Source organism: Streptomyces sudanensis (assembly GCF_023614315.1).
GTDB classification, from domain to species: Bacteria; Actinomycetota; Actinomycetes; order Streptomycetales; family Streptomycetaceae; genus Streptomyces; species Streptomyces sudanensis.
Window position 1 is genome coordinate 758,688 of the sequence record NZ_CP095474.1, and the last position, 17,017, is coordinate 775,704.

Annotated in this window: 16 protein-coding genes and 4 pseudogenes; 12 read left to right on the top strand and 8 right to left on the bottom strand. The window is 74.6% G+C overall.

What is annotated here, in order from left to right; translation table 11 throughout:
• Nucleotides 1-373: 373 nt before the first annotated feature.
• Nucleotides 374-1,630, bottom strand: a 1,257-nt coding sequence (locus MW084_RS03325) for a DUF3152 domain-containing protein (RefSeq protein WP_275563465.1), incomplete at its 5' end; no start/stop codon positions are given.
• Nucleotides 1,631-1,831: 201 nt separating this feature from the next.
• On the bottom strand, nucleotides 1,832-2,809 hold the full coding sequence (locus MW084_RS03330; RefSeq protein WP_010473456.1) for an alpha/beta fold hydrolase: 978 nt from the start codon (nucleotides 2,807-2,809) through the stop codon (nucleotides 1,832-1,834).
• 124 nt (nucleotides 2,810-2,933) lie between these two features.
• On the opposite strand from MW084_RS03330, the gene MW084_RS03335 reads away from it, so the two are divergent.
• The 6 genes and pseudogenes from MW084_RS03335 (at nucleotide 2,934) to MW084_RS03360 (ending at nucleotide 6,108) form a co-directional block, all read left to right on the top strand.
• A complete protein-coding gene (locus MW084_RS03335; RefSeq protein WP_010473454.1) occupies nucleotides 2,934-3,179 on the top strand; it encodes a hypothetical protein in 246 nt (81 codons plus the stop codon).
• Nucleotides 3,180-3,369: 190 nt separating this feature from the next.
• A pseudogene (locus MW084_RS03340) lies at nucleotides 3,370-3,648 on the top strand (TetR/AcrR family transcriptional regulator); the annotation flags it as partial.
• A gap of 232 nt (nucleotides 3,649-3,880) precedes the next feature.
• A complete protein-coding gene (locus MW084_RS03345; protein WP_275563388.1) occupies nucleotides 3,881-4,945 on the top strand; it encodes an IS110 family RNA-guided transposase in 1,065 nt (354 codons plus the stop codon).
• A 17-nt stretch (nucleotides 4,946-4,962) separates the two neighbouring features.
• Nucleotides 4,963-5,325 (top strand): annotated as a pseudogene (locus tag MW084_RS03350) (TetR/AcrR family transcriptional regulator); the annotation flags it as partial.
• Between the two features lie 129 nt (nucleotides 5,326-5,454).
• On the top strand, nucleotides 5,455-5,682 hold the full coding sequence (locus MW084_RS03355; RefSeq protein ID WP_010476522.1) for a DUF3107 domain-containing protein: 228 nt from the start codon (nucleotides 5,455-5,457) through the stop codon (nucleotides 5,680-5,682).
• A 156-nt stretch (nucleotides 5,683-5,838) separates the two neighbouring features.
• Entirely contained in the window at nucleotides 5,839-6,108 is a 270-nt protein-coding gene (locus MW084_RS03360; RefSeq protein WP_010476523.1) for a hypothetical protein, read from the top strand.
• Between the two features lie 31 nt (nucleotides 6,109-6,139).
• On the opposite strand, the gene MW084_RS03365 is transcribed toward MW084_RS03360, so the two are convergent.
• Nucleotides 6,140-6,874, bottom strand: coding sequence for a ferritin-like fold-containing protein (locus MW084_RS03365; protein WP_010476524.1), 735 nt, complete (start codon nucleotides 6,872-6,874; stop codon nucleotides 6,140-6,142).
• A 488-nt stretch (nucleotides 6,875-7,362) separates the two neighbouring features.
• On the opposite strand from MW084_RS03365, the gene MW084_RS03370 reads away from it, so the two are divergent.
• Entirely contained in the window at nucleotides 7,363-9,522 is a 2,160-nt protein-coding gene (locus MW084_RS03370) for a DEAD/DEAH box helicase (RefSeq protein ID WP_275563466.1), read from the top strand.
• 132 nt (nucleotides 9,523-9,654) lie between these two features.
• Nucleotides 9,655-10,533 carry an alpha/beta fold hydrolase gene (locus tag MW084_RS03375; protein ID WP_010474606.1) on the top strand — a complete coding sequence of 293 codons (879 nt, stop codon included), beginning with the start codon at nucleotides 9,655-9,657 and terminating at the stop codon, nucleotides 10,531-10,533.
• Here MW084_RS03375 and MW084_RS03380 read toward each other — a convergent pair.
• A complete protein-coding gene (locus tag MW084_RS03380) occupies nucleotides 10,518-11,408 on the bottom strand; it encodes an NYN domain-containing protein (RefSeq protein WP_010474608.1) in 891 nt (296 codons plus the stop codon). The two genes, MW084_RS03375 and MW084_RS03380, sit on opposite strands and share 16 nt — an antisense overlap.
• Before the next feature lie 144 nt (nucleotides 11,409-11,552).
• Between MW084_RS03380 and MW084_RS03385 the strand changes: the two genes are divergently transcribed.
• A complete protein-coding gene (locus MW084_RS03385; protein WP_010474610.1) occupies nucleotides 11,553-11,705 on the top strand; it encodes a hypothetical protein in 153 nt (50 codons plus the stop codon).
• 73 nt (nucleotides 11,706-11,778) lie between these two features.
• Here MW084_RS03385 and MW084_RS03390 read toward each other — a convergent pair whose 3' ends face one another.
• The 4 genes from MW084_RS03390 to MW084_RS03405 form a co-directional block, all read right to left on the bottom strand.
• Nucleotides 11,779-12,384, bottom strand: coding sequence for a MarC family protein (locus MW084_RS03390; RefSeq protein ID WP_010474611.1), 606 nt, complete (start codon nucleotides 12,382-12,384; stop codon nucleotides 11,779-11,781).
• Between the two features lie 99 nt (nucleotides 12,385-12,483).
• Nucleotides 12,484-13,344 carry a PHP domain-containing protein gene (locus MW084_RS03395; protein ID WP_010474613.1) on the bottom strand — a complete coding sequence of 287 codons (861 nt, stop codon included), beginning with the start codon at nucleotides 13,342-13,344 and terminating at the stop codon, nucleotides 12,484-12,486.
• A gap of 120 nt (nucleotides 13,345-13,464) precedes the next feature.
• Nucleotides 13,465-14,103: a DUF6758 family protein gene (locus MW084_RS03400; protein ID WP_029553808.1), complete on the bottom strand. Its 639-nt coding sequence runs from the start codon at nucleotides 14,101-14,103 to the stop codon at nucleotides 13,465-13,467.
• A 131-nt stretch (nucleotides 14,104-14,234) separates the two neighbouring features.
• Nucleotides 14,235-14,837, bottom strand: a complete 603-nt coding sequence (locus MW084_RS03405; RefSeq protein ID WP_010474616.1) for a suppressor of fused domain protein — start codon at nucleotides 14,835-14,837, stop codon at nucleotides 14,235-14,237.
• A 514-nt stretch (nucleotides 14,838-15,351) separates the two neighbouring features.
• On the opposite strand from MW084_RS03405, the gene MW084_RS03410 reads away from it, so the two are divergent.
• The 3 genes and pseudogenes from MW084_RS03410 to MW084_RS03420 all read left to right on the top strand — a co-directional run.
• Complete coding sequence (locus MW084_RS03410; RefSeq protein WP_275563467.1) at nucleotides 15,352-16,461, top strand: magnesium and cobalt transport protein CorA; 1,110 nt, start codon at nucleotides 15,352-15,354, stop codon at nucleotides 16,459-16,461.
• A 28-nt stretch (nucleotides 16,462-16,489) separates the two neighbouring features.
• Nucleotides 16,490-16,791: pseudogene (locus MW084_RS03415) on the top strand (hypothetical protein); the annotation flags it as partial.
• A 3-nt stretch (nucleotides 16,792-16,794) separates the two neighbouring features.
• Nucleotides 16,795-16,993, top strand: a pseudogene (locus MW084_RS03420) (hypothetical protein); the annotation flags it as partial.
• Nucleotides 16,994-17,017: the final 24 nt, after the last annotated feature.

The following is a 17,017-nucleotide window of genomic DNA, read 5'->3' on the forward strand; positions in this document are numbered from 1 at the left end:
CGNGGCGACGGCGGCGAGGGGCAGAGGGCGGGCCCGGGTGCGCGGGCGCTCGCCCTTTGTGAGCAGTCCGATCCGCACGAGTGCACCCCCGGTCTCCCTACGTGGACGGCCGCCGTCGGCTCGGCAACTCCGCGGCGGGACGACCGTAAGCGGACGGGTGGGCGGCGCGGCGGACGGTTGTCCGTCACACCACCGGAAGGGGTGAATGTGCGTGACTTTCCCGCATCGGCGGCGTTACGCCGCACCGGAGCGGGCTCCGGTCGCTTTCCCCTCGGGTCGTCCCCCGGAGCGGGCTCCGGTCGCTTTCCCCTCGGGTCGTCCCCCGGAGCGGGCTCCGGTCGCGTTCCCGTCGGGTCGTCCCCGGGGCGGGGCCTCAGTCGCCGGGGTAGGCCCAGGGGTTGGGGCGGCACTTGACGCCGCCGATCTCCAGCGACTTGGTCTGCTGCTGCATCACGGGCGCCGGCGCGCCGGGCGTCTGGCAGGTGCGGTGGTTGTGGCCGAGGCGGTGGCCGACCTCGTGGTTGATGAGCATCTGCCGGTAGGCGAGCATCGCCCCGGGACCGAAGGTCTCGGCGCCCCGCGCCCACCGGTAGGCGTTGATCATCACGCGGTCGGTGGCGGCCGAGTCGCAGGAGACGTTGTCGACGGTGGTGTCCAGGCCGGACTTGGCGCACCAGACGCCGGTCGTTCCCGGGCTGGCCAGCGTGATGACGAAGTCGGGCCGGCCGGTGGAGATCCGCTCGAACGTCATGGCGCCGCCGTGCGCCCAGCTCCGCTCGTCGTTGAGGGTCTCCTGCACGGCTCGGGCGAACAGTTCGCCGTCGAGCCCGAGTCCCTTCTCCACGTCGACCCGGTACCGGACCTTCCGCCCCTTGCCGGGCGCCTCGTCCGTTCCGGGGACGGCCTCGAACTCCCCGGACCCCTTCATCGCGGGGTCGAAGGGGAACTGCCGGGCCATCAGCTGCTCGTACGTCGCCGGTCCGGCGGGTGCCGCCGGCCGCGAGGGGCCGGGCTGCGGCGGGGTGTCCCGCTGCTCGGAGCGGGAGGCGGCGTCGCCGGGCACGCCCCGGTCGGAGGCGTCGACGGCCCGGTCCGCCCGGTCCCGCTGCCGGGCGTCGCCGACCTGGCCGGTGACGACGACCGCGAGGACGCTGATGACGGCGGCCGCGGCGATTCCGGTGACCGTGCGGCCCCTGCCGGTCCGGCCGGCGGCCGGTGCGCCGCCGTCGCGGCCGTCTCCGTCCGGGGAGCCGTCTCCGTCCCGGGGGCTGTCTCCGCCGTCGCGGCGGTCGTCGCCGTCGCGGCGGTCGCCGTCGCCGTGCCGGCCGCCGGGTGCGGCGGCTCCGGTCGCGTCCGCCGCCGGGGCCTTCGGGCCGCCGGCGGCCGGGGGGCCCTGCGGACCGTCGAACGCCTCGACGAACTCCCGGCGGGGTCCCGGCGCCCGCGGCGGGCTCTGGGCGATCCGCGGTCCGGGCCGCCCGGCGGGCGCGTGCGGGCCGTCGCCCCAGGCGCCGCCCGGTTCGCGCTGCTCGGGATGTCCGCCCCGCACGTCGTGGGAGGGCTCGTGGACGGGGGTGCCGTGCGGCGGGGTGCCGAGGTCGTGGGCGTACCCGTACTGCTGCGGGGCCGGNTCCCNGGGACCCGGCGNGCGCTGCTGAGGCAGTCTCCGGCGGGGCGGGGGGAGCGGTCCGGTGCTCCCGCGCGTCGCCCTCCGCCTCCCGGGGCACCCTGCGGCGGCGGCCGCCGCCGGGTGCGGCGGCGGTGGCCCTGTCGTCCGTCCCCGGACCGGTGGTGGCGGGGCCCTTGCGGCTGTGTCGTCCCACGCCCCGTGTCAGCTCCTCGCGCCGTCGCCGGCCGGGCCGTCGCCGTCCCGGTCGGCCACCAGCTCGCGCACCGCCCGGGCGACCGCCTCGGGGTACTCCATCATCGCCACGTGACCGGCCTCCGGGAGCGTGAGCAGCCGCGCGTCCGGGAAGGTCGCGGCGGCCCTGCGAGCCGTACGGTACGACACGAGCCGGTCCCGCCTTCCGTACACGAGGAGCGTCGGGGCCGCGACCCGCTCGGCCTGCCGCCACAGGTTGTGCCGGCCGCCCAGAGTGTAGGCGTCGACGAGGCCGCGTGCCGAACGGGCCATGACCTCCCAGAAGTACGGGAGCCGAAGGCGGTGCTCCATCTCCTCGATCGCGGCGGTCAGCCCCTCGTCGGTGGCCCTGGCGGGGTCGCCGTAGCAGAGGGCGAGCACGCCCCGTACCCGCTGCTCGGCCGTCCAGTCCCTGGTCAGGTGGGCGAACAGCCGTGCCGCTCCGGGCAGGGCGAGCATCGCCGTGGACCACGCGTCGCGCTGGGCGCGCAGCTCGGGCAGGGCGGGCGAGACCAGTGTCAGCGTGCGCACCAGGTCGGGGCGGACGGCGGCGACGCGCGTGGCGACGGCGCCGCCCAGGGAGTTGCCGACGAGGTGGACGGGGCCGCGGGCGCCCGCGTCGAGGAGGCGGATGACGGCGCGGGCGTGGCCGCTCACCGAGTAGTCGCCGTCGGCGGGCGGCGAGGAGGCGCCGAAACCGGGCAGGTCGACGGCCTCCCCGTCCAGGACGTCCTCCAGGAGGGGCATCAGCATCGACCAGTTCCGCGAGGAGCCGCCGAGGCCGTGCACGTACAGGGCGGGCGCCCGGCCGGACGCGCCGGAGGGGCGGTGGCGCACGTTCAGCGTCAGACCGGGAAGCTCCACGGAGCGCAGGCGCTCACCCTCCGCGACCCGCGCGGGGTGCGCGCGAGGCGCCGCGGCGGACGCGGGCAGCTCGGTCCAGGACATGCGGCAATGTTACGAGACGATCACGTCCGGAGCGGTGTGTTCGCCGTCACAGGTCACATGGCGTCCACAGGGGGCACCTTCTAGGCTCGTAGCGAGGGCAGAAGCCCGTGAGGAAGGGGAGCTCATGACCGTAGACCCCATCGATCCCGAGACGTTGGCGGAACAGGCCCGGGAGGAGGGCGCGACCGGCACCGCCGCGCCGGGCGAGGAGGTCCCGGAGGCGGACGCCGCCGAGCAGCACGCCGAACTCCGGCAGCAGTCGGACGAGCCGCTGTCGCGCATCGACCCGGGTGTGGCGAACGAGGCGGACGCCGTGGAACAGGCCCGGGTGGTCGCGCTGGACGAGGACGACTACCGCGACGGCGAGTGAAGCGGACTCCCCGCCGTCCGCGCAGGTCGGGGAGGTGCGGCGGTGGCCGGATCGTTCATGTTCGAACTTTCGGCTACCGCCGTCGTCGGGTACGTGAAATTCTGCGTCCGCGCGCGCACGTCCGGATCACCCAAAAGTACGATGGCGGGTGCGGCGCACAGCGCACTTGGATCGATTTTTGGGAGGCGGCGTGACAGCCATCGAGCAGACAGAGGCGGCGCGCCCGAGGGGCACACGCCTGCCGCGCCGAGCCCGACGCAACCAGCTGCTGGGCGCGGCCCAGCAGGTGTTCGTCGCCCAGGGGTACCACGCGGCGGCGATGGACGACATCGCCGAGCGGGCGGGCGTCAGCAAGCCGGTCCTGTACCAGCACTTCCCCGGCAAGCTGGAGCTGTACCTGGCGCTGCTCGACCAGCACTGCGAGTCGCTGCTCCACTCGGTCCGGACGGCCCTGGCCTCGACGACGGACTGTGAGGATGAAGATGGCACCGCTCGGGGGTCTGACCCTCCGACTGACTGACGCTCCGGCTGTCCTGCGGTTGAATCGTCGGCCGTCCGGGCGGTGCCGCCATGCACGCGGCCGGTCGGGCGTCTGTGACTTCATAGGAGCCCGGCCAAAGGTCCCATCACAGTCTTGTCCTGTCGCCCGACCGGCGCGTGTCATCCCTCGCGCGTCGCACGGAAGGACAGCAGCAGTCAGCATGGCAGACGAGATAGCGGTGGTCGGCGGCGTGGACACCCACACCGACTTCCACCAGGCCGCCGTGATCGACTCCATCGGTCGCCACCTCGCCACCGAGGCGTTCCCCACCAGCCCCGCCGGCTACCGCCGCCTGCTGGACTGGCTGCGTTCGCACGGTGACCTCATGGCCGTCGGCGTCGAGGGCACAGGTGCCTACGGCGCCGAACTGGCGCGGTACCTGCGGGCGAACCAGGTCACCGTCATCGACGTGGACCGGCCCGACCGGCGGGCCAGGCGTGCCAACGGAAAGTCCGACCCCGTCGATGCCTACGCCGCAGCCACCGCCGTGCTCTCCGGCCGGGCCGGTGGTACGCCGAAGACGCGCGACGGCGTCGTAGAGGCGATCCGCTCCCTGCGCGTGGTCCGCCGTTCGGCCATCAAGTCCCGTACCCAGACGATCAATCAGATCCGCACGCTCATCGTCACCGCACCCGGCGAGGTCCGTGAGAAGTTGCGCGCTCTGCCGACCGGCGAGCTGATCCGGCAGCTGGCCCGCTCGCGCCCGGGCAGCGACCACGCGGATCCGGCCTGCGCGATTCGCACCGCACTGCGACGCCTCGCCCGCCGCTACCAGTACCTCACCGAGGAGATCACCGATGCCGATGCCGAGCTGAAACCGCTGGTCGCGCAGACCGTCCCCGACCTGGTTGCGTTGCCTGGCGTCGGCACCGAAACCGCCGCCCAGCTCTTGATCACGGCGGGCGACAACCCGAACCGGCTCAGGTCGGAGGCGTCCTTCGCGCACCTGTGCGCGGCGGCGCCGATCCCGGCCAGTTCAGGTCGCACCCACCGGCACCGCCTCAACCGCGGCGGTGACCGCCAGGCCAACAACGCACTCCACACGATCGCGCTCGTCCGCATGCGCTACGACACCCGTACCAAGGACTACGTGATCCGACGAACCGCCGAAGGCATGTCCAAGAAGGACATCCTCCGGTGCCTCAAACGCTTCATAGCGCGCGAGGTCTACAAGCACCTCATCAGCTCACAGACCACACCGAAACCGCTCCTTCAGACCGCTTGACGATCTATAGGAGCTTCAACAAGCAGCGCGTGGCCGCCACGATGGACGCCTACTTCGCGTACGTGGAGGACGAGGGCGGCGCGTTCCGGCTGGTGTTCGAGTCGGACCTGACGAACGAGCCCGCGGTGCGCGAGCGCGTCGAGCGGGTGTCCCTGCAGTGCGCCGAGGCGATCTCCGACGTGATCGCCGAGGACACGGGGCTGTCGAAGGACGAGTCGATGCTGCTGGCCGTCGCCCTGGGCGGCGTCTCGCAGGTCGTGGCGCGGCACTGGCTGGCGAGCGACTCGCCGGTCCCGCGCGACAAGGCCGTGCAGTTGCTGACGTCGCTGGCGTGGCGCGGCGTCGCCGGGTTCCCGCTGCACGGGGCCGAGGGCCACTGAACGGGGCGGCGCGGGGCTGTTCGCTCCTGGCGTGCGGTGCCGGGCCGTGGCGGATCGCCTCTCCGGGCTAATGTGTCCAGCGTACGGCGCGGTGATCGCGCAACGCTGACCGTTCGGAGGGACATAGCCGTGGAGGTCAAGATCGGCGTGCAGCACGCGCCCCGGGAGATCGTTCTGGAGAGCGGGCAGTCCGCCGAGGACGTCGAGCGCGCGGTGGCCGAGGCGCTGTCCGGCAAGGCGCAGCTGCTCAGCCTGACGGACGACAAGGGCCGCAAGGTCCTGGTCCCGGCGGACCGGCTCGCCTACGTGGAGATCGGTGAGCCGACGGTGCGCCGAGTGGGCTTCGGCGCGCTGTGACGGAGTGACGCAGTGGCACGGAGGCCCGGCGGGGGCATCGCCCCCGCCGGGCCTCCGCCGTGTGCGGGCCGCGCCCGGGAAGGGTTGCCCCGCGGACCGGTCGGGTAGGACGGGGAGGACCGATCTGCCCGCCCCGCCGACCCGCGAGGTGATGCTGTGCTCTGGGAAGCTCTCGGCTCCGTCCTGCTCGGACTCGCCCTGTCCTGGGCCGCCCTCCGCCGGCTGGCCGACCGTCTCCCCCCGCGCCGTACGGTGCTGGCGACCGGCGCGCTCGGCGCGCTGTTCGGCGCGCTCGTCACGCACGCCGCGCTCGGCCCCGGCTTCGTACTGGGCACGCTCCTCGGGGCGCTCGCCGTCGGCGCCGTACTGCTGTCGCTGCTGATCCGGCCCCCGAGGCGCCGCCTGCGGCGGTCGGCGGCGGCGTGATCCGCGCCGCCGGCCCGTCCGGCGCGCTCCGCTAGGCGGCGAGGCCCAGCGCCGCCATGCGCTTGGTGTGCGCCTTGGTGATCCGCGAGAACATCTCCCCGACCGCCGCCAGGTCGAACCCGCCGGCGACGCCGCCGACCAGCATCGTCGACAGCGCGTCCCGCTCCGCCACGACCCGCTGGGCCTGCGACAGGGCCTCGCCCATCAGCCGCCGCGCCCACAGGGCGAGCCTGCCGCCCACGCGGGGGTCCGCCTCGATCGCGGCGCGCACCTTCTCCACGGCGAAGTTCCCGTGCCCGGTGTCGTCCAGCACGGCCAGCACCAGCGCGCGCGTGTCGGAGTCGAGCCGGACGGCCACCTCGCGGTGGAAGTCGCTGGCGATCGAGTCCCCCACGTACGCCTTGACCAGGCCCTCCAGCCAGTCCGACGGCGCCGTCTGGCGGTGGAAGTCGTCCAGCGGCCGCGCGAACGGCTCCATCGCGGCGGTCGGCTCCGCGCCGATGGCGGCCAGCCGGTCGCGCAACTGCTCGAAGTGGTGGAACTCGGCGGACGCCATCTTCGCCAGCTCCGCCTTGTCGGCCAGCGTGGGGGCGAGCTTCGCGTCCTCCGCGAGCCGCTCGAAGGCCGCCAGCTCCCCGTAGGCGAGCGCGCCGAGCAGGTCCACGACGGCCGCGCGGTACTGCGGGTCGGCGGAGGCCCCGGCCCAGTCGAGGGCGGCGATCCCGGTCGGTTCTTCGGCGGCAGCGGCGTTGTCAGGCGTCTCCATGGAGCGCACAATAGCCCGCCGGCCGGGCCGGGTAAGGGCCTGGTCAGCGCGTGTGACGTCCCCCTCCTTGTGAATCGTCCCGACACGCCTGCGGGATTCCGGGGTACAGTGGTAAGGAGCCTGTCGGACACGCGGACGTTCTCCGCGCCTGCCCGGGGGCCCGTTTCATGAACGAGGATGCCCGGTCGGTGGCCCGATCGGCTCCGACCCGACAGCCCTCGGTGCGCTCTCGCACATGAGGGGCCCTCAGCGGTATGACGCTCGAGCGACGGCAGTGGTCCCGCGCCACCCGGCTGTGATCTCGCGGTCTGCGGCCGGAGAGTCATCCGGCGCGGTGAGACCCCCTGCGTTCGCCTCATGCCGCGTCTCACAGAAGAGGCGACACCCTGACTACGCAGCCCACGACTTTCCGAGAGCTCGGGATCCTCCCCGAGACCGCCGAGGCCCTGGAGGCCGTCGGCATCGTCACGCCCTTCCCGATCCAGGAGATGACCCTCCCGGTCGCCATGTCCGGGACGGACGTCATCGGCCAGGCCAAGACCGGCACGGGCAAGACCCTCGGCTTCGGCCTCCCCCTGGTGGACCGCGTCACCGTCCCCGCCGACGTCGAGGCCGGCCGCGCCCGCCCCGACGAGCTGACGGAGGCGCCGCAGGCCCTCGTGGTCGTCCCGACCCGGGAGCTGTGCACCCAGGTCACCAACGACCTGCTCACCGCCGGCAAGGTCCGCAACGTCCGCGTCCTGGCGATCTACGGCGGCCGCGCCTACGAACCCCAGGTCGAGGCCCTGCGCAAGGGCGTCGACGTGGTCGTCGGCACGCCGGGCCGCCTGCTCGACCTGGCCGGGCAGCGGAAGCTCGACCTGTCGCACGTCCGCACCCTCGTGCTGGACGAGGCCGACGAGATGCTCGACCTGGGCTTCCTGCCCGACGTCGAGAAGATCATCAACATGCTTCCGGCGAAGCGCCAGACCATGCTGTTCTCGGCGACCATGCCGGGCGCCGTGATCGGTCTCGCCCGCCGCTACATGTCGCAGCCCACCCACATCCGCGCCACCGCGCCGGACGACGAGGGCGCGACCGTCGCCAACATCAAGCAGCACGTCTACCGCGCGCACTCCATGGACAAGCCGGAGATGGTCGCCCGCATCCTGCAGGCCCGAGGCCGCGGGCTGGCGATGATCTTCTGCCGTACGAAGCGCACGGCGGCCGACATCGCCGAGCAGCTGGAGCGGCGCGGCTTCGCGTCCGGCGCCGTCCACGGCGACCTGGGCCAGGGCGCCCGCGAGCAGGCGCTGCGCGCCTTCCGCAACGGCAAGGTCGACGTGCTGGTCTGCACCGACGTGGCCGCGCGCGGCATCGACGTCGAGGGCGTCACGCACGTGATCAACTACCAGTCGCCGGAGGACGAGAAGACCTTCCTCCACCGCGTGGGCCGCACCGGCCGCGCCGGGGCGCACGGTACGGCGATCACCCTGGTCGACTGGGACGACATCCCGCGCTGGCAGCTGATCAACAAGGCGCTGGGGCTGGACTTCCACGACCCGGTCGAGACGTACTCCACCTCCCCCCACCTCTTCGCCGAGCTGGACATCCCCGAGGGCACCAAGGGCGTCCTGCCCCGTGCCGAGCGGACCCGCGCCGGGCTGGGCGCGGAGGAGCTGGAGGACCTGGGCGAGCCGGGCGGGCGCAAGCCGCGCGGCCGGCGCCACGAGGACGACCGGCCGGAGCGGACCGAGCGCACCCGTACGCCGCGCCAGCGCCGCCGTACGCGCGGCGGCACCCCGCTGGACGGAGCCGCCGACGGCGCGACCGCGCCGCAGGTGTCCGCCGAGGCGCCCGCCGCCGAGGTGGCGGGCGGCGAGGAGGCCGGGCGCCGCACGCCGCGCCGCCGTCGCCGCACCCGCGCGGGTGCGGGTGCGGGCGTAGGCGTGGCGCCTGCCGCGGAGGCGGTGGCCGAGGCCGTGCGGACCGCTCCGGAGGAGCCGGGAACGGCGGCCGGGCCGCAGGCGGGCGCCGCCAAGGCCGCTCCGGCGGTCGAGGCTCCCGCGGCCGAGGCGGGGACGAAGCCCCCCCGCCGCACCCGCAAGACGGCCGAAGCCGCCGTGTCCGCCGAGGCCGCCCCTGTGACGGAGGCCCCCGCGGGGGAAGCCGCTCCCGCGGTCGAGGCCGTCGCGTCCGCGCCGCGCCGCCGCACCCGCAAGGCCGCCGCGTCCGCCGAGGCCCCCGCGGTCGAGGCGGAGGCTCCCGCGGTCGCGGTCGAGGCGGAGGCCAAGCCCCGTCGCCGCACCCGCAAGACGGCCGAGGCCGCAGCTCCCGCCGAGGCCCCCGCGGTCGAGGCGGAGGCTCCCACGGTCGAGGCGGAGGCCAAGCCTCGCCGCCGCACCCGCAAGACGGCCGAAGCCGCCGAGGCCACCCCCGCGACCGAGGCACCCGCCACCGAGGCGGAGGCCAAGCCCCGTCGCACCCGCAAGGCCACCGCGTCCACCGCCACCGCCGAGACGGCACCCGCCGCCGAAGCCGAGGCCAAGCCCCGCCGCCGCACCCGCAAGGCCGCCGCGTCCGCCGACGCGGTGGCGGTCCCGGAGCAGGCGTCCGAGGCCGGGCCGAGGCGCCGTACCGCGAAGGCCGCGGTCTCCACCGAGGTGTGAGACACCGGCCGGAGGGCCCCGTCGTCCCCTGGGCGGCGGGGCCCTCCGCACGTCCGGCCATCGGCGCCGGCTCCGGGCGCCGGCGTCCCGGGCCGGGCCGCGGGCCGTGCTCCGGGCCGTTAGCCTCGGACCATGAGCCGGCCGCCGACCTTCGTCCCGCCCCCCTGCGCCCGGGCCCGTACGCTGCGGACCGCCCGCGGTCCCTTCGCCGTGCTGGACGCCGCGCCCTCCGGGCCGGCCAGGGGCACGGCCCTGCTGCTGCCGGGGTACACGGGCAGCAAGGAGGACTTCATCGCCATGCTGGAGCCCCTCGCGGACGCCGGGTACCGGGTGGTCGCCGTCGACGGGCGCGGACAGTACGAGACGTCCGGGCCGAGCAGCCAGGAGGCGTACGCGCGCCGGGAGCTCGCGCTGGACGTGCTGGCCCAGGCGGAGGCGGTCGCGGAGGGGCGGCGGGTCCACCTCCTGGGGCACTCGCTGGGCGGGCAGATCGCGCGGGCCGCCGTCCTGGAGGACCCGGCGCCGTTCCGCACGCTGACGCTGGTGTCGTCCGGCCCCGCCGAGGTCGCCCCGGAGCAGCGGCGGAGGATCGCGCTGCTGGGCGACGCGCTGGGCGCCATGGACATGGAGCGGGTGTGGCGGACGATGCGTGCCCTGGACCCGCCGGAGGACGCCGGCGACCCGCTGCGCGGCGCCCGCGAGGACCTGCGCCACCGCTGGCTGCGCCACAACCCCGCCCAGCTCCTGGCGACGGGGCGGCAGCTCGTGACCGAACCGGACCGCGTCGCCGAGCTGGCCGCGCTGGACCCTCCGCCGCCCGTGCACGTGCTGTCGGGCGAGCGGGACGAGACCTGGCCGGTGCCCCTGCTGGACGCGATGGCGGAGCGGCTGGGCGCGCGCCGGACGCGGATCGCGGGCGCCGAGCACTCCCCCAACACCGACCGGCCCGTCGAGACGGCGGCGGCGGTGGCGGCGTTCTGGGACGCCCACCCGGTTCAGAACCGGGACTGAAGGTGCTGCCAGAAGCCGTCCCGCAGCGCGCGCCGCAGCACGGCGTGGCCGCGCAGGGACCGGCCCAGCAGCCGTTCGGCGTCCATCAGGAGGTCCTGGTCGACGGGGCCGGGCAGGTAGGGGTGGCCGGGCAGCAGCTCGGCCAGGCCCTCGGCGCCCCGCTCCGCCAGCCACGTCGCGGCGATCTGCGCGCCCAGGAACCGCACCTCGTCGCGCGAGGGCGGCGGTTCGCCCTCGTTCTCGTACGTCGTCACCGGCCGCCGGGTGATGTACGGGCGGCAGAAGTCCAGGTCGAAGACGCGGGCGCTGTCGACCTCCCACAGCAGCGCCTCCGCCTGGTTGCGGCCCTCCGCGGACTCGATGCCCCACAGGTGGACCCGCGCCCCGTACCCCTGCGCGGCCTCCACGGCGGAGACCAGGTCCTCGTCGCCGCCGACGAGCGCGGCGTCGCTGATGGCCCGGTGGCGGGCGAGTGACTCCAGGTCGGAGCGGATCAGGGAGTCGACGCCCTTCTGCTGGTTGTTGGCGTTGAGGTTGCCGAGGCGGACCTTCACGTCGGGGAGCTCGGCGATGGCCTGCTGCTCGGTGGTGTGGATGCGGCGGCGGGCGCCGTCGTACCAGTAGACGCGCAGCAGCCTGCTGTCCGCGAAGATCGCGCGGGCGGTGTCGATGAAGGCGTCGATGAGGCCCTCGGCGTCGAGGTCGAAGGAGCGGCGGTCCTCGGTGCCCGCGACCAGCAGCCCGGCGGAGGCGTAGACGTAGCCGGCGTCGACGAAGATGGCGTGCGTCGACGGTGTCTTGGCGACCTCGGCCAGCATGCGGCGCAGGAGCTCGTTGGTGCGCTCCAGGCGCTGGGCGATGTCGTCGTCGTTCATAGGGGCCTCATTGTCCGCCTCGGGCGACCGGGTCGCCAGCCACCCCTCTTTAGGCAGCCGAAAAATTTCCTTAGCGTAGGGAATGTTTCAACGGCTGTAGATCGTTGTAGACGTCATCAGACCGACCCGGCGAAGGGAGAAGCCTTGCGCTTCGAGATCATGCGGCTCGACGACGTCGACGGCACCGCGGTCGACAGCACCGTCGTGGACGCGGCCTCCATCGACCGCATCGTGCAGCACGCCGCCGCGATCGGCCAGCGGCTCTACATCCGTCCGGCGGAGGCCGCCGCGTCGTAGCGCACGGCAGCCCGACGGCAGCGCCCCCGTACGACTCGTACGGGGGCGCTGCCGTGCGCCCGCAGGGCCCCGGTCAGGCGGCCTGGATCGTCTGCGTCACCCCGTTGATGATCTGCTGCACGGCGATCGCGGAGAGCATCATCCCGGCGAGCCGGGTCACCAGCACCACGCCGCCGTCCCTGATCACACGGATGATCACCAGCGAGTACCGCAGGGTCAGCCACAGCACCACGTGCATCGCGACGATCGCCGCCCACACCGACACCTGCCCGCTCACGCCGTCCGCGTGCTGCACGGCGAGGATCACGGAGACGATCGCGCCGGGCCCCGCGAGCAGCGGCATGCCCAGCGGGACGAGGGCGACGTTCACGTCCTTGGTCTGCTGGGGCTCGTCGGTCTTGCCGGTGAGCAGGTCGAGCGCGATGAGCAGCAGGAGCAGTCCGCCCGCGATCATCAGCGCGGGTACGGAGACGTGCAGGTAGGCCAGGATCTGCTGGCCCAGGAGGCCGAACACGGTGATCACCCCGAAGGCGACGGCGACGGCCTGCCAGGCCATCCGGCGCTGCACCTTGCCGGCCCGCCCGGAGGTCAGGGCGAGGAAGACCGGGGTGATTCCCGGGGGGTCCATGATGACGAAGAGGGTCAGGAAGAGGGAGCCGAAGACGGCGGGGTCGAACACGGTGAGCCTTGCTGGGGAGAGGGGGGCGGTACGCGGCGGGGGTGCCGTGCGGCACCCTGCGGGCACGGAGGATTGCGGGGCGGGAGCGGTGGTGCGGTCCTACGGGCGTCCGCCGGTGCCCGGCACCGGGAAGGCGCCGGTCGCCCGGCGCGTGATCTCGCCGTAGACCTCCGGGTCGGTGGTGAAGTCGCCCAGGCGGCAGGTCTTGCGGCTGCCGTGGTAGTCGCTGGAGCCGGTGGTCAGCAGCCCGAGCTCGCCGGCCAGTCCGCGCAGCCGGGCGCGGGTCGGCGCGTCGTGGTCCATGTGGTCCACCTCGACGCCGTCCAGGCCGTGCGCGGCGAGGGCGGCGATCACGGAGTCGGACACCGTGCGGCCGCGCTTGGCGGCACCGGGGTGCGCGAGGACGGTCACCCCGCCGGCCGCCTTGACCAGGCGGACCGCCGTGAACGGGTCCAGCTCGTGCTTCTCGACGTACGCGCGCCCGCCGTCCGCGAGCCACTCGGGGCTGAAGGCGGCGGACACGTCCGGTACGACGCCCAGCTCGACCAGGGCCTCCGCGATGTGCGGGCGGCCCACCGAGCCGTCGCCCGCGATGGCGGCGACCCGCTCCCAGGCGACCGGCACGCCCAGCTCCCGGAGCCTGCCGACCATCGCGCGGGCCCGGGGCACCCGGTCGTCGCGCACCAGCTCGCGCTCGCGCGCCAGCTCGGGCTCCTCCGGGTCGAAGAGGTACGCCAGCATGTGGACGCCGATGCCGTCGACACGGCACGACAGCTCGGCGCCGGTCACCAGCGTCACCCCCCGGGGGAGCGCCGCCAGCGCCTCGGCGTGGCCCCGCGTGGTGTCGTGGTCGGTCAGCGCGACCACGTTCAGGCCGGCCGCGGCGGCGCCGCGCACCAGCTCGGCGGGGGTGTCCGTGCCGTCCGACGCCGTGGAGTGGGTGTGCAGGTCGATGCGCACGGCACGGCTCCAGGGCTCACTGCGGACAGGGGACACCCAAGGATAACCGCCCCCCAAACGGCCCATGCCCGGACGAACGGCCCTCCGGCCGGACGGGCCCCCGCCCGGGAGGGCCGCCGGTCAGGACAGCAGGCGCGGGGAGAGCGCCCCGCAGGGCACCATGTCGACCTCGGGTCCCGCCTCGCGCAGGTCGGTGAGGACCAGTTCGTCGTAGAGGAGCAGCCCGGAGTGCTCCGGCCAGGCGATCGCCCACAGCCACAGGCCGCGCGCCTCGCCCGCGAAGACGGCCCGCCCCTCGGGGACGCCCCCCACGTGCCACAGCGGCGTCAGCCGGCCGCCGGCGAGGACCTTGGCGTGCGGCGCCTCGTCCACGCGCAGGTACGGGCCCGGATCGGGGCCGTCCAGCCCGGCGTGCCGGGCGCCGAGCCCCACCCCGAGCTCCTCGGCGACCAGCAGCAGCTCCCCCACGCCGCCCAGCGGTCCGGGTCCGGAGCAGGCGACGGCGGTGGCGCGGCCGCCGCTGCGGTCGTCACCCGCGTACGCGACGCCCGTGTACAGCCAGCCGACGGGCAGCGGCCACGGCATCCAGACGGGGACCCTCGCCCGGTTCACGGCGACGTGCAGCGCCTCCAGGCTGGGAGGCACCACGGGCTGCAGCGGGTACACCGGGCCGTGCACCCCGCACTGCCAGCGGTCGGAGAAGAGACCGGGCGCCCGGACCCGGCCTCCGCACTTCGGACAACTGGGTTCGCCCCTCATAGGGTTCAACGGTCCTCCGCCACCGCCGCCGCGTCAAGGACGATCACCCGTCCGGTGTGCCGCCCGGCCCGCCCCGGACACGCCGGAGGGCGGACGCCGGACCGGGCGTGCGCGGCCCCGGCCCCGCGGGGTCAGTCGAGGCGGACCGAGGTCCGCCCCGGGTCCCGCAGGTCGGTCCCGGCGCCCAGCCAGCGCTCCTCCAGCGCCCGCGCGCCGTGCACCCGCTTCCAGGCCGCCTCGTTCGGCGTCATCGGCAGCAGCGGCAGGAACCGCACCGGGTCCATCCCGCCGTCCAGCGCCAGGTCCGGCACCAGCCCGCCGGGCTCCCCGACGAGCACGGACGTGAACGGCGCGCCCGGCCACAGCGGCTCCCCCGTGTCCAGGGACGCCCCCGGGGCCACGACGACCCCCTCGACCTGGGGCGACGCGGCCAGCACGGCGAGCGGGCGGAGGACCTTGTCGGTGTCGGCGAGCCCGGCCCGCACGGTCAGGAGCAGTTCCGCGCGCGGGCCGCGCACCGGGTCGGCGACCGGGTCCGTCGGGTCGGCCATGGGGTGCGCCGACATGCCGAGGGTGGCGTACCGGACGACCGGGCGGCCCTCGCCGTCCTCGGTGCCGGGGAAGCGCAGCACCTCCACGCGGTCGGTGCCCAGGAAGGTGACGGAAGCCCGCGCGTCCGGTTCGCCGAGCGCCGAGCGGAGCCGCGCCTCGACGAGCGCGAGAACTTTTTCCATACGGGGAGCATAGGACGCGTACCCGCGGGGCAGGGAAAGGGATTGACCATCAGTCGGCTGATAGTGTGGGCCGCCTGTCGGGCCGGAAGCTGGTGGAGGTACACCGCCTCCCGGTACCGGCCGGGGGCGCGCCTCCCGGTCCCGACGACACGTCATCCCCCACGGGGGACCGGCCGGAGGAGGTGGGGCTGCGGTGGATCGAAGTCGACCGTGCAGTACCAGCCGCTCTTCCGCGCCGCGCGGGCAGATCCCGCCACGCACCCTCCGCGCACGCCCCGTCCCCCGCACGGCCTCCCGTACGGGCGTCTGAGGCGTTTTCGCCCGCATCTCCGCACGCCGGGCGCAGCGCACGCCGGAAGAGCACATCGCCCCGCCCGTCTGTAGCGAACCGCGAACCGCGAACACCGTCCCGCGAACCGCGGTGCCGCCCGCTTCGCGGACGTGCAGCAACACCACGTCCCCGTTCCGGGCCGCGCCACACCCGCCGACGGCTTCCCGCGTGAAGGAGCCCGCCATGTCGATGATCCGTGACCTGCGCGCCGTCGTACGCCCGTCGCTGCGCAAGCGCAGCGCGTCGCCGTACAACGCCTACGACCCGACCCGCGACCCGTCCGCCTCGACCGCCGTCGTCGACTGCGCCGTGTACCGCGACGGGCGGCGCGTCGAGGGCGGCGGCCTGACGCCGCGTGAGGCGATGCGGAGGGTCCGGGACGGCGGCGGCTTCGCGTGGATCGGGCTGCACGAGCCGACGGAGGCCGAGTTCTCGGGGATCGCCGCCGAGTTCGGGCTGCACCCGCTGGCCGTGGAGGACGCGGTCCACGCCCACCAGCGGCCGAAGCTGGAGCGGTACGACGACACGCTGTTCACGGTCTTCAAGACGATCCACTACGTGGAGCACGCCGAGCTGACCGCGACGAGCGAGGTCGTGGAGACCGGCGAGCTGATGTGCTTCACCGGCCGGGACTTCGTCATCACCGTCCGGCACGGCGGGCAGGGGTCGCTGCGCAACCTGCGGCACCGGCTGGAGTCGGAGCTGCTGGCGAAGGGCCCCTCGGCGGTCCTGCACGCCATCTCCGACCACGTGGTGGACGGGTACATCGCGGTCGCGGACGCCGTGCAGCTCGACATCGACCAGATCGAGATCGACGTCTTCTCGCCCCCCGTGAAGGGCGGCACGCGCGGCACCGACACGGGCCGCGTCTACCAGCTGAAGCGCGAGGTGCTGGAGTTCAAGCGGGCCGTGACCCCGCTGGCGCGCCCGCTGCAGCTGCTGAGCGAGCGCCCGATGCGGCTGGTCGACCCCGACATCCAGAAGTACTTCCGGGAGGTCGCCGACCACCTGGCCCGGGTGCAGGAGCAGGTCGTGGGCTTCGACGAGCTGCTGAACTCCATCCTCCAGGCCAACCTCGCGCAGGCGACGGTCGCGCAGAACGAGGACATGCGCAAGATCACCTCCTGGGCGGCGATCATCGCCGTGCCGACGGCGGTGTGCGGGGTCTACGGGATGAACTTCGCCCACATGCCGGAGCTCCAGTGGAGGTACGGCTACCCGATGGTGCTCACCGCGATCATCGGCACCTGCTTCGCGATCCACCGCACCCTGAAGCGCAACGGCTGGCTGTAGGGGCCCGCGGGCTGGCTAAGCTGCGGACATGACTGACGACTCGCTGCTCGCCCGCGCCCTCGTCGAGGAGGCCACCAGGAAGTCCGGCCTGGTCTGGGTGCGCGGCGACGGGCCGGCGCGGGCCCTGTGGCACGTGTGGCACGAGGGCGCGGCGTACGTCGTGGGCGACGGGCCCGGGGAGCAGCCGCTGCCGCCGGGACTGGCCGACGGGGCGGTGGCCGAGGTCACGGTGCGCAGCAAGGACAAGGGCGGCCGGATCGTGGCCTGGACGGCGGTGGTCGCCGAGCCCGCGCCCGGCTCCGAGGAGTGGCGCGCGGCGGCCGACGAGCTNANGGGCAAGCGGCTCAACGCGCCCGACGCGCAGACCATGACCGAGCGCTGGGCCCGCGAGTGCCGGCTGCTGCGGCTGACGCCCCGCGACGCGGTCACGGACCTCCCGCGGGGCTCCCTGGCGGCGGTGCCGCTGCCGACCCCGGCCACCACCCGCGACCCGGTCCCGGCGGCCCTCCCGAGCCTGCTGCTGAGGCGGAGGNAGCGCCGCTGACCGGACGGCGGA